This is a genomic window from Pseudomonas sp. ASL4, from assembly GCF_056680395.1.
The window spans coordinates 977,319-990,194 of record NZ_CM155280.1; the positions used below are offsets into that span (position 1 = coordinate 977,319).

8 protein-coding genes are annotated in these 12,876 nt (G+C 60.5%); 4 read left to right on the top strand and 4 right to left on the bottom strand.

Annotation, left to right across the window (positions count from 1 at the left end; all coding sequences use genetic code 11):
• Positions 1-53: 53 nt before the first annotated feature.
• Complete coding sequence (locus AC1MEW_RS04265; protein WP_201198882.1) at positions 54-626, bottom strand: xanthine phosphoribosyltransferase; 573 nt, start codon at positions 624-626, stop codon at positions 54-56.
• A 56-nt stretch (positions 627-682) separates the two neighbouring features.
• A complete protein-coding gene (gene rep, locus AC1MEW_RS04270) occupies positions 683-2,692 on the bottom strand; it encodes a DNA helicase Rep (protein WP_480425493.1) in 2,010 nt (669 codons plus the stop codon).
• Between the two features lie 263 nt (positions 2,693-2,955).
• Here rep and AC1MEW_RS04275 point away from each other — a divergent pair, with 263 nt between their 5' ends.
• The gene (locus AC1MEW_RS04275) at positions 2,956-4,629 is read left to right on the top strand and encodes a putative bifunctional diguanylate cyclase/phosphodiesterase (RefSeq protein ID WP_480425494.1); all 1,674 of its coding nucleotides are present in this window, start codon (positions 2,956-2,958) and stop codon (positions 4,627-4,629) included.
• 143 nt (positions 4,630-4,772) lie between these two features.
• Here the strand turns inward: AC1MEW_RS04275 and AC1MEW_RS04280 are convergent, their stop codons facing one another.
• Positions 4,773-6,170, bottom strand: coding sequence for a NorM family multidrug efflux MATE transporter (locus tag AC1MEW_RS04280; RefSeq protein ID WP_480425495.1), 1,398 nt, complete (start codon positions 6,168-6,170; stop codon positions 4,773-4,775).
• Positions 6,171-6,327: 157 nt separating this feature from the next.
• On the opposite strand from AC1MEW_RS04280, the gene AC1MEW_RS04285 reads away from it, so the two are divergent.
• The 3 genes from AC1MEW_RS04285 (at position 6,328) to AC1MEW_RS04295 (ending at position 10,878) form a co-directional block, all read left to right on the top strand.
• A complete protein-coding gene (locus AC1MEW_RS04285; RefSeq protein WP_201198878.1) occupies positions 6,328-7,248 on the top strand; it encodes a LysR substrate-binding domain-containing protein in 921 nt (306 codons plus the stop codon).
• A gap of 174 nt (positions 7,249-7,422) precedes the next feature.
• On the top strand, positions 7,423-9,399 hold the full coding sequence (locus AC1MEW_RS04290; protein ID WP_480425497.1) for a methyl-accepting chemotaxis protein: 1,977 nt from the start codon (positions 7,423-7,425) through the stop codon (positions 9,397-9,399).
• 264 nt (positions 9,400-9,663) lie between these two features.
• Positions 9,664-10,878 carry an aldose 1-epimerase family protein gene (locus AC1MEW_RS04295; protein ID WP_480425498.1) on the top strand — a complete coding sequence of 405 codons (1,215 nt, stop codon included), beginning with the start codon at positions 9,664-9,666 and terminating at the stop codon, positions 10,876-10,878.
• 6 nt (positions 10,879-10,884) lie between these two features.
• On the opposite strand, the gene AC1MEW_RS04300 is transcribed toward AC1MEW_RS04295, so the two are convergent.
• A complete protein-coding gene (locus AC1MEW_RS04300; protein ID WP_201198872.1) occupies positions 10,885-12,378 on the bottom strand; it encodes a YifB family Mg chelatase-like AAA ATPase in 1,494 nt (497 codons plus the stop codon).
• Positions 12,379-12,876: the final 498 nt, after the last annotated feature.

Here is a 12,876-nt window from a genome sequence, read left to right on the forward strand (position 1 = left end):
ATACTGCGCTTTCGCGAGCAAGCCCGCTCCCACATGGGTTTTGCGGTGTGGCTTTATTCGATGAAGGTCACGACGCCGCCGGCCAGCGACTGAACGCGAGCCAACGATTCAACGCGATAACCCTGCGCATCCAATTCCGCACGGCCACCCTGGAACGACTTCTCGATCACGATCCCCAAGCCAGCCACGGTCGCGCCGGCCTGTTTGATGATCGAGATCAGCGCTTGCGACGCCTTACCGTTGGCCAAAAAGTCATCGATGATCAGCACGCGGTCGCTGCTGGTCAGGTGGCGCGGGGAGATCGCCACAGTGCTTTCGGTCTTCTTGGTGAACGAGTAAACGGTCGCCGACAGCAGGTTTTCAGTCAGGGTCAGGGACTGCTGCTTGCGGGCGAAAATCACCGGCACACCGAGGTTCAGCCCAGTCATGATCGCCGGCGCAATGCCCGAAGCTTCGATGGTGACGATCTTGGTGATGCCCGAATCCTTGAACAGCGTGGCGAATTCGTCGCCGATCAGCTTCATCAGGGCCGGGTCGATCTGGTGGTTCAAAAAGGCGTCGACCTTCAAGACCTGATCGGAAAGCACGATGCCTTGTTCGCGGATTTTCTGGTGCAGTGCTTCCATGAAGCTTTCCTCTAAGGACGGCTGTGCGTCTAGGGCTGGTTAAAAAGTAGTCGATTCTAGCGCTTTAACATCGCGCGTATATCCGCCAATGCGGTATTGCCGCGAACGGCTTTGACTTCAACGGGGGTGTCGTCGTTGCCTTCCCAGGCCAGGTCGTCCGGCGGCAGCTCATCGAGGAAGCGGCTCGGCGCGCAATCGATGATTTCGCCGTACTGCTTGCGCTTGGCGGCGAAAGTGAACGCCAGGGTCTGACGCGCCCGGGTAATCCCGACATAGGCCAGACGGCGCTCTTCTTCGATGGTGTCGGCTTCAATGCTGGAACGGTGTGGGAGGATTTCCTCTTCCATGCCCATGATGAACACGTAGGGAAATTCCAGGCCCTTGGAGGCGTGCAAGGTCATCATCTGCACACCTTCGGCGCCGTCTTCCTCTTCCTGCTGGCGTTCGAGCATGTCGCGCAAGACCAGTTTGCCGATGGCGTCTTCGACGGTCATCTCGCCTTCTTCGTCTTTCTCCAGGGTGTTTTTCAACGCCTCGATCAGGAACCAGACGTTACCCATGCGGTAGTCGGCAGCCTTGTCGCTGGAGCTGTTGGTGCGCAGCCAGTTCTCGTAGTCGATGTCCATGACCATGCTGCGCAGGGCCGAGATCGGGTCTTCGCCGGCGCACTGCTCGCGGACCCTGTCCATGAAGCGCTTGAAGCGCGACAGGCGATCGGTGAAGCGTGTATCCAGATGCTCGCCCAGGCCGATTTCGTCGGTGGCGGCGTACATCGAGATTTTGCGTTCGGTGGCGTAGTTACCGAGCTTCTCCAGCGTCGTCGAACCGATTTCCCGGCGTGGGACGTTGATCACCCGCAGGAAGGCGTTGTCATCATCCGGGTTCACGATCAGACGGAAGTAAGCCATCAGGTCTTTCACTTCCTGACGGCCGAAGAAGCTGTTGCCGCCAGACAGTCGATACGGAATCTGGTGGTGTTGCAGCTTCAGTTCGATCAGCTTGGCCTGATAGTTACCGCGATACAGGATCGCGAAATCGCTGTACGGCCGGTCGGTGCGCAAGTGCAGGGTCAGCAGCTCAACGGCCACGCGCTCGGCTTCGGCATCTTCGTTGCGGCAGCGGATCACCCGGATCTCGTCGCCGTGGCCCATCTCGCTCCACAGTTGTTTTTCAAACTCGTGGGGATTGTTCGAGATCAGCACGTTGGCGCAACGCAGGATGCGGCTGGTGGAGCGATAGTTTTGTTCCAGCATGACGACTTTCAGTGATGGATAGTCGTCCTTCAACAGCATCAGGTTTTCCGGCCGGGCGCCGCGCCAAGCGTAGATCGACTGGTCATCGTCGCCGACCACGGTGAACTGGTTGCGGGTGCCGATCAGCAACTTAACCAGCAAATACTGGCTGGCGTTAGTGTCCTGGTATTCGTCCACCAGCAGGTAGCGGACCTTGTTCTGCCATTTTTCGAGGATGTCGGCGTGTTCCTGGAACAGCTTCACCGGCAGCAGGATCAGGTCGTCGAAGTCCACCGCGTTGAACGCCTTGAGCGTGCGCTGGTAGTGGGTGTAGACGATGGCGGCGGTCTGTTCCTTGGGGTTGCGTGCGTTTTCCAGGGCTTCAGCGGGCAGGATCAGGTCGTTTTTCCACGAGCCGATCATGTTTTTGATCTCGTCGACGCCGTCGTCGCCCGCGTATTCCTTCTGCATGATGTCGGTCATCAGGGATTTGACGTCGATCTCGTCGAAGATCGAGAAGCCCGGTTTGTAGCCCAGCCGCACGTGTTCCTTGCGGATGATGTTCAGGCCCAGGTTGTGGAAGGTGCACACCGTCAGGCCACGGCCTTCGCCGCCCTTGAGCAGGGTGCCGACCCGTTCCTTCATCTCCCGCGCAGCCTTGTTGGTAAAGGTCATGGCGACGATGTACTGGGCACGGATGCCGCAGTTCTGGATCAGGTGCGCGATCTTGCGCGTGATCACGCTGGTCTTGCCGGAGCCTGCACCGGCGAGCACCAATAGAGGGCCGCCGACGTAGTTCACGGCTTCTTGCTGCCGGGGATTGAGTCGGGACATACGGAATCAGGGAGTCATTTGCGAAATGGGCCGGCATTTTAACAGGCTCAGCGAATTGTGCTGCTCTCTCCGACTTGTGACGCAGCACGCGATCTCTATTTGCCGGTTTTGGTACTTTCACGCAGGATGCGCGGGGGTTTTGCGTCTAATGTTCGTATTCCAGATACAAAACCGCGTTTGATAACCCAGGTCAGTTGGTCATTGGTTATCGGCGCGGCATAATGCCCGCCGCCTACATCATTAGCAGAGTCTAGGGAGCTAGCTTGTCTACGCCTGTCGAACCCTTGCGTTTGCTGCTACTGGCCGAAGAGCCAGCGTGGGCAGCGTTGTTGCGCGAGTGTCTGGCTCCAATGGGGAGCTCGGCAGTGCTGATCAGCGCGCCGAGTTGGGAGTCGGTCAACAGTTTGTTCGAAGACAACCGCAGTGCGGTGTTGTTGACGATCCCGGCCCTTCAGCCTCTGCCTGGCCGTTGCAGCCTGCCGACGGTGATGTTGCTCGAACACGAGCCGCTGACCCCGCCCGACGGTGTGAGTGACTGGCTGGTGCGCGATATGCTCGACGCCGGCATGTTGCGCCGGTGCCTGCGCCATGTGCGCGAGCGCGGCGTGCTGGAAAACACCCTGCAACGCCTGGCCGAGCAAGACCCGCTGACCGGCATCGCCAACCGCCAGGGTTTCCAGACCCTGCTGGCGGCGCGTCTGGCGGAAAACGACGGCCGCGGTTTGGCCCTCGGCCACCTCGATCTCGATAACTTTCGTCATGCCAACGACGCCCTCGGCCATCAGGCCGGCGACCGATTGATCCTGCAAGTGGTCGCGCGGCTGAAAAGCCAGCTTGAGGCCGGCGATCAATTGGCCCGGCTGGGCAGCGATGAGTTCGCCCTGCTGATCGACACCCGCCGCGCGCCGCAACGCGCCGAATGGATGGCCGAACGCATTACCGAAGCGTTGTCCGAGCCTTATTGGGTCGACGGCGAGAGCCTGTTGATCGGCTCCAGCCTCGGGATTGCCCATGCCCGGGCCCAGGCCGGCGCCGACCCGCTGATGTGGCACGCGCACATCGCCATGCAGCAGGCCAAGAGCACTCAGGGCTGCACCTTTCACATCTTCAACGAACGCATCAACCGCAATGCCCGCAGCATGGCCGATCTCGAAAGCGAGCTGCGCCGGGCCTTGCGTCGCGATGAGCTGGAACTGCATTACCAGCCGCGCCTGAACCTTGAAGACGGCCAGATCGTCGGCCTCGAAGCGTTGGTGCGCTGGCGTCATGGCGAACGGGGCTTGCTGCCGCCGAGCGAGTTCGTGCCGCTGGCCGAGCAGAGTGGTTTGATCGTGCCGTTGGGTTACTGGGTGATTTCCCGGGCCCTGCGCGACATGCAGGCGTTGCGCGAACGTGGTTTGCCGGCGCTGCACATGGCGATCAACCTGTCGTTCCGGCAGTTTCAGGACAGCCAATTGTTGTCGACCCTCAGTCGCTTGATCATCGAGCGTGGCGTTGAGGCGCAATGGCTGGAGTTCGAACTGACTGAAACCGCGGTGATGCGCCGTAGCGATCTGGTCAAGCAGACCATGGATGCCCTCGGCCGACTCGGCGTGCGTTTCTCTCTCGACGACTTCGGCACTGGTTTCTCATCGTTCGTGCACCTCAACAGCCTGCCGATCACCTTGCTCAAGGTCGACAAGAGCTTCGTCGGTGGCATGGAGGAGCGCGAAGAGAACCGCAAACTGGTGCACGCGATGATCAACCTGGCGCACAACCTCAATTTGGAAGTGGTCGCCGAAGGCGTGGAAACCCCGGAGCAGTTGGACTTGTTGCGCGGCTTTGGCTGCGATCAGGTGCAGGGTTACCTGATCAGCAAGCCTTTGCCGTTGGCGGAGTTGGTTGAGTATTTGACCTTTGGCAGCAGCCAGCAGCCCGCCCTCGAAATCGTGAGTTAAACGCGAAATCTGTGGGACGGGCTCTTGTGGCGAGGGAGCTTGCTCCCGCTTGGGCGCGTAGCGGCCACAAAATCTTTGCGACTGCTGCGCAGTCGAGCGGGAGCAAGCACCCTCGCCACACAAGCCTCGCTCCTACAGGGATCTCAGTCAGGCTGGGCGACTTGGAAGCTTGCCCCTGACGCAGGCTCGCGCCGAATCATCCGCTCCATCTTCCACTCAAACGCCAGCGTCAAACTCACCGCCGCGCACGCCAGTCCCAGCGCCAACCCCCACCAGACGCCCGTTGGGCCCCAGTTCAGATTGAAGGCCATCATCCACGCGGCCGGCGCGCCAATCAGCCAATAGCAACCGAGCCCGAACAAAAACGTGGTCTTGGCATCCTTGAGCCCGCGAATGCAGCCCATGGCGATGGTTTGCGTGCCGTCGAACAGCTCAAACCACGCTGCCACCGCCAACAGGCTCACAGCCAGGTCGATGACCGGGCGAAAGGCCGGGTCGTTGTGGTCGAGGAACAAGCCAATCAACTGATTCGGCAGCAGCCAGAAGACCATGGCGAAGGCGAGCATCGAAGCGCCGCCAAAGGCGATCCCGACCCGACCGGCCAGCCGCGCATCGAGCAGTTGCCCGGCGCCGTAGTGCTGGCCGATGCGCATGGTGATCGCATACGAAAGCCCCGCCGGCACCATGAACGCCACCGAGACAATCTGCAGCGCGATCTGGTGCGCCGCCAATTGCGTGCTGCCCATGGTGCCCATGCACAGCGCCGCGAAGGCAAACAACCCGACTTCCACCGCGTAGGTGCCGCCAATTGGCAGGCCCAGGCGCCACAGTTCTTTCAGGTACTGACGGTTCGGCCGTGACAGACCCTGGCGCAATGGGTAAGCGTCATACGCCGGGTGCCGACGAATATGCAGCGCCAGCGCCACGGCCATCAGGTTGGCAACAATCGCGGTCACCAGGCCGATCCCCACCAGGCCCATTTTCGGCAAACCGAACATCCCGGTGATCAACGCATAGTTGAGCAGGAAGTTGGCCACGGTGCCGCAGAGGCTGATGACCATCACCGGTGTCGCCCGGCCGATGGCGCTGGTGAAGCCGCGCAGGGCCATGAAACTCAGGTAGCCGGGCAGGGCGAACGGCAGGAACGTCAGGAACAGCCCGGCGGAGTGGACGTTGGTTTCGGTCTGGCCAAACAGCAGCAACACCGGTTTTAGGTTCCACAGCAGCAACCCCGCCACCAGCGCCATCAACCACGCCAGCCAAAGCCCGGCTTGCGTCAGTCGCGCCGCGCCAACGATATCGCCGGCGCCCTGACGGATTGCCACCAGGGTGCCGACTGCGGCGATCACGCCGATGCAGAAAATCGACACGAACGAGTAAGTCGCCGCGCCCAGCCCACCGCCGGCCAACGCCTCGGGACTCAGGCGCGCCATCATCAAGGTGTCGGTGAGGACCATCAGCATGTGCGCCAACTGCGAGGCAATCAGCGGCCCCGCCAGCCGCAGGATGGCCCAGAGTTCGATACGTGCTGGATGCTGCATGGTCATCACGCTCCCTCATGAAGTGAACTGGAAAGGCTCGATTCTCGGCGCTCTGCGGGGTTTGCACAAAGGGATAAAAAGGATGGGTGGCATGATTAAAACTCATCCTGCGGCGTTTCTGATAAGTTTGCCGAATCCCGCTATAGGAGCTTTCTCCATGTCACGTCGTCTTCCTCCCTTGTATGCCCTGCGCGCATTCGAAGCGGCGGCGCGGCACAGTTCGTTTACCCGCGCGGCCGAAGAACTGTCGATCACCCAAAGCGCGGTCAGTCGGCATATTCGTACGCTGGAAGAGCATTTCGCCTGTCGGCTGTTTCACCGCAGCGGGCGTAACTTGCAACTAACCGAGTCGGCGCGGTTGATCCTGCCGGGCATCCGCGAAGGCTTCACGGCCCTGGAGCGCGCCTGCAACACCTTGCGCGCCGAAGACGACATCCTGCGTATGAAGGCTCCGTCGACCCTCACCATGCGTTGGTTGCTGGCGCGGCTCAGTCGCTTTCGCCACTTGCAACCGGGTAATGAAGTGCAGTTGACCAGCGCCTGGATGGACATCGACTCCGTGGACTTCAACCACGAACCGTTCGACTGCGCGGTCATCCTCAGCAATGGGAATTTTCCTCCGGACTGGGAGGCGACGTTCCTGTTTCCCGAAGAGCTGATTCCGGTGGGCGCGCCGAATCTTCTGAAGGATCAGCCGTGGGACGTCGCGCGGCTGGCCAGCGCCGAGCTGCTGCACCCGACGCCGGACCGTCGCGACTGGCGCAGTTGGCTGGAGCGCATGGGGCTGTCGGATCAGGTCTCGCTCAAGGGCGGGCAGGTGTTCGACACGCTGGAATTGGGCATGATCGCGGCCGCCCGAGGTTACGGCGTGTCGATGGGGGATTTGCTGATGGTGGCCGAGGACGTGGCGCAGGGGCGTCTGAGTTTGCCGTGGCCGACCGCCGTCGCCAGCGGTGAGAATTATTACCTGGTCTGGCCGAAAACCCGCCCCGGTGGCGAACGTTTGCGCCGGCTCAGCGATTTTCTGCAAGGGGAAGTCCGGGCCATGGAGTTGCCGGACGTCGAACGCTTGAGCTAAATCGATGTAGCTGCCCGTGACCATAACCGGGTTAATTACTCAAGTATTCAGCGTTGCCGCCGAAAATCTGCTTGTGGAACCTTCGTGCCGGTTTCGCGTTTTTCCCATTATTAGAAATTTTGCTGAGCGTAGAGCTGGATCAAGGAGGATCCGGTCGCTCGGCCAGGAGCTGTCATGTCTCATCCCCGTGCCCGGATCGCCTCACAGCTTGGTCTCGCGCTAGCCGTGATTCTGGCGATTGTCATCAGCGGTAGCACCGTGTTCGCACTGCGCTCGCTGAACACCGCCAACCTCGCCACCCGCGAAGAACACCTGGCCAGTGAGGCCCGGTTGCTGGCGGATCAGCTGAGTACGTTCCACGGCACGTTGCGTGAAAGCACTCAGCGCCTGAGCGGTCTGTTCGAGAAGCGCTTCAGCGCGGGCCTCACCGTGCACGCGGATGAGCCGGTGACCGTCGCGGGCGTGCAGACCCCGGGCTTGCACCTGGGCAGCGAAGTGTTGAACAACAACTTCAAGGAAGTCGACGAGTTCAAGCAAATGACCGCCGGCGTGGCGACGTTGTTCGTGCGCAGCGGCGAGGATTTCATTCGGGTCAGCACGTCCCTGAGCAAACAGGACGGTAGCCGGGCCATCGGCACGTTGCTGGACCACGCTCACCCGGCCTATGCACGCTTGATGGCGGGGCAGAGTTATGTCGGTCGCGCCTTGTTGTTCGACCGCTCCTACATGACTCAGTACACCCCCGTACGCGACAGCAGCGGTAAGGTGATTGCCGTGCTGTTCGTAGGATTCGATTACACCGACGCGCAGAACGCGCAGTTCGAGAACCTTAAACGCTTCCGTATCGGCCAGACCGGCTCCCTGGCACTGCTCGACGAACAGAATAAATGGCTAGTGCCAATCGCCGGCGTACAAGCGCTGGATCAAGCCGTGCCGGCCATCGTTGCGCTGGCGAAGAAGCCGGGCAAGGGCGAGTTCTGGAGCGACAAATCGAAAGAATTCTACAGCCTCGCCGTGCCCTTCGAAGGCGGACCATGGTCGGTGGTGGCAAGCATGCCGCAAGACGAAATCAGCGCCGTGACCTGGAACGTCGGCATTAAACTGGCGATTGGCAGCCTGCTGGCGATGTTGATTGCGGTGGGTTCGGCAGTCTGGTTGCTGCGCAGCAAACTGGCGCCGTTGGGGGATCTGGTGCGTCAGGCTGAAGCCTTGGGTGCCGGTGATTTGAGCGTGCGCCTGAACGTGTCGAGCAATGACGAAATTGGTCAGTTGGCCCGGGCTTTCAACCAGATGAGCCAAGCGCTGTCGACCATGGTCGAGCACATCCGCAAGGCGTCGGAAGAGGTCAACAGTCGTGCCCAGGCCTTGTCCGGTCTGTCCGGCGGCGCGTATGAAGGGATGGAGCAGCAGTCCGGCGAGATCACCAGCATGGCCGGCGCCGTGGAAGAGTTCAGCGCCACGTCCCTGGACATTGCCGACAATATGGGCAGCACCCAGCGTCTGGCCCAGGAAAACGCACAGCAAACCCAGATCGGTCGTACATCCATGGAGGAAGCGTCCGCTTCTCTGGAGCAAATCGCTGGTGCCTTGAACAGCACCGCGACCGTGATTAACACCCTCGGCCAGCGCTCCCAGGAAATCGGCGGCATTGTCGGCGTGATTACCGCGATTGCCGATCAGACCAACCTGCTGGCGCTGAACGCCGCGATCGAAGCCGCCCGTGCGGGCGAGCAGGGCCGTGGGTTCGCGGTGGTGGCGGATGAGGTCCGTAACCTGGCGTCGCGGACACGCGAAGCGACGGACGAAATCTCCGGCATGATCCAAAGCATCCAGCAGGAAACCGGCAACGCCATCAGCACCATGGAGCAGGGCAATGTGCTGATGCAGGAAGGCCTGTCGCGCAATGCCAACGTCGCATCGGCACTGGCGCGGATTGATGAGCAGAGCCGTTCGGCGGGGCAGCAGTTTGCCGCGATCACCACGGCAACTCAGGAGCAGAGCAGCACCGCGACCTTGCTCAGCAGCAATCTTCAGAGCATTGCGCTGGCGAACAGTGAGCAGCGCGAAGTGGTATCCAATCTGGCCATTACCGCCAAAGAGCTTGAGAAGCTGGCGGCGGATTTGCGGCATGAGGTTGATCGGTTTCGTTGAGGCGCCACTGAAATAGCTTTCGCGAGCAAGCCCGCTCCCACATTGGATCTTTGGTGTTCACAGAAGCCGTGTACACCGCCGAACTAATGTGGGAGCGGGCTTGCTCGCGAAGGGATCACCTACATTTCCGTTTTAACCTCCCCTTTCGCATCAACCCGCTCCCAGCCCCTAGGCAGCAATTCTTCTCATGTCTCTATATTTAAGCTTGATGAATCGTTTCAGCAAGACTATAAAAATGGCACAACTCCAAGAAAGGCTCCTTCCATGACCCCGCTCAAACTCCTCGTTGCCCTCAGCGCGCTCTCCACTGCCTCCCACGCCATGGCCTGGGATTACGTCCTGCTCGACACGGACAAAGCCGCCCAGAACTGGCAAATCACCAGCCAACAACTGGGCGTAAAAACCGACAAACCCTTCTCCGTGACCCTGCGCACCCTGCACGGCGGTCGGCAGGAGGGCGTCAGCATCGTCGACATCGATAACGGCAAGATGAAACTCTCGGTAGTGCCGACCCGTGGGATGAACGTCCTGCAAGCGTCTGTCGGCAATGTGCGGATGGGCTGGGATTCGCCGGTCAAGGACGTGGTCAATCCGTCCTTTATCGAACTCAATGGTCGCGGCGGCTTGGGTTGGCTGGAAGGCTTCAACGAACTCGTCGCCCGCTGCGGTTACGAATGGGTCGGCCATCCCGGCCTCGACAACGGCGAGCTGCTGACCCTGCACGGTCGCGCTGCCAACATCCCGGCCAGTAAAGTAACCCTGCACATCGACGAAAAACCGCCGTACACCATCAGCCTGCGCGGCGAGCTGAAGGAGCAGGCGTTCAAGAAAGTCGACTTCTCGGTGCAGACCGAACTGGTCACCGAACCGGGCAGCGTGGCGTTTGCTCTCAACGATACGTTGACCAACAACGGCGACTATCCGAAGGAATACCAGGCGCTGTACCACAGCAACTTCAGCACGCCATTCCTGGAACAGGGCGCCCGTTTTACTGCGCCGGTGAAGCAGGTTTCGCCATTCAACGACAAGGCCAAAGCGGAACTGTCGGACTGGCAGACCTACCGTGCGCCGACCAAGGATTACGACGAGACGGTTTACAACGTCGTGCCGTACGGCGATGCCAAGGGCGACACGCTGACCGTGTTGCATAACAAGGCTGGCAGCCTCGGGGTTTCCGTCGGCTTCAATACTCAGCAGTTGCCAGTGTTCTCGTTGTGGAAAAACACCGATACCCAAGGGCAGGGTTATGTCACTGGGTTGGAGCCTGGGACGAGCTTTTCCTACAACCGTCGGTATCAGCGGCCACTTGGTTTGGTGCCGACGATTGGGGTGAAAGAGCAGAAGCAGTTTCAGATTCGCTACAGCTTGTTGGCGGATAAGGGGGCTGTGGATAAAGCGTTGAATCGTGTTAGCGAGATTCAGGGTGGGCGCGAGACTGAAGTGCGGCAAGCGCCGTTGGTGGATCTGACTAAGGAGTAATCACGGTCAGCTCGCTGTTGGTCGGTATTGCAGCGCTTCCGCCAGATGCTCGCGGCTAATGCCATCGACTTGCTCAAGGTCCGCCAGGGTTCGGGCTACTTTGAGCAATCGGTGGGCTGCTCGTAGTGACAATGTCAGTCGTTCACAAGCGGATTCCAGCCAGCTTTCATCGGCTGTGGATAACTTGCAGTGCCGGCGCAGCCCCGGCAGATCGAGGAATGCATTGGCGCAGCCCTGGCGTTTGTGTTGTCGTTCTCTTGCGTCAGCAACCAGTGCTGCCGCGGTTGCCGTGTCGTCGCCAGGTTTGGGAGCAGGATTCAATGCAGTCGCTTCCCGAGCGACGGTCAGGTGCAAATCGATGCGATCCAGCAGTGGCCCCGACAGTTTGTTGCGGTAGCGCTGGACCATGTCCGGTGAACAGCTGCATCTGCCGCTCGGCTCGCCAAGATATCCACAGGGGCAGGGGTTCATCGCGGCCACCAATTGGAAGCGCGCCGGAAAGCGTACGCGGTCCTTGGCGCGGGATATAACGATGTGGCCGGACTCCAGTGGCTCCCGCAAAACCTCCAGCACCTTGCGATCAAACTCCGGGAGTTCGTCCAGAAACAGCACGCCGTGGTGGGCGAGGGTGATTTCGCCGGGTTGCGGTCGTGAGCCGCCACCGACCAGTGCCGGGCCTGATGCCGAGTGGTGGGGCTGACGAAAGGGTCGCTGCGGCCAATGACTTAGCTGCACGCAACTGGCGACCGACTGAATCGCCGCGACTTCCAGTGCTTCATTCTCGGCCAATGGCGGTAGCAGCCCAGGCAAACGACTGGCCAGTAGGGTTTTCCCCGTTCCTGGCGGCCCGCTGAACAACAAGTTATGCGCGCCCGCCGCCGCAATCAGCAGCGCACGCTTGGCGGACAGTTGGCCCTGCACCTCATTCAAGTCAGGGTAGGGCATGCTGGCGTACAGCAAACCATTGGATACATAAGGCTCAATCGGCGTGTGCCCATTGAAGTGCGCCACTGCCTGAAGCAAATGATCCACCGCGATCACCTTCAACCCCGACGCGAGGCACGCCTCTTCGGCGTTCGCTCGTGGCACCACCAGCGTGCGCCCGGCTTTGCGCGCCGCCAACGCTGCCGGCAACACGCCACGAACAGCCCGCACTGCGCCTGAAAGCGCTAATTCCCCCAGACATTCCACATCATCCAGCGTCAGCGTCGGCACCTGAACACTGGCCGAGAGAATCCCCAAGGCAATTGCCAGATCGAACCGTCCGCCGTCCTTCGGCAAATCCGCCGGGGCGAGATTCAACGTGATCCGCCGCGCCGGAAATTGCAGCCCCGAATTGATGATCGCGCTGCGCACCCGGTCCTTGCTTTCCTTCACCGCGGCTTCCGGTAAACCGACCATCGTCAGTGACGGCAAACCATTGGCCAGGTGCACTTCTACGGTAACGGCGGGCGCATCCACGCCTATCTGGGCGCGGCTATGGACGATGGAGAGGGACATGGTCGTTCCTTGAGCTTCTACGGGAACCGCTTCCTGCGGTTTTTTGAAGGGTAGTCGGGTAGTGCGGCGGCGTAGGTGCCAAACCTTCGCAGGATGTTGCGAGTGTTTTTCTGGTGGGGGAAGCGTAAGGGAGTCGAGTTGCCGACGTAATCAGTCGTGGGATGAGGTTGTTGTAGGACGTTGCCTAGAGAGATGAAGGACGGCGGTGAAAGCTGAATCGAAGGCGAAAAAAAACCGCCTTGAGGAGGCGGTTTTTTATTTGCAGGCTTTGGTGAGGCCAAGGCCCGCGCTTCCTCAATGGAAACACCCACCTGTATTCCCAAAGGTGCGCGTACACCGGAAAGCGCACTGGAGGTTTGGCCTCACGCAAGGAGGGCCAAAGTATGTCTAAGTTTCTTAAACATATATGGAGCCTCGTTAGGAACGCGCTATGGGCTTTTCGCCTGTACGAGTTTCTGCGGGACCGCTGGAATGATCCGTTGTAAGGATTGACCCGGC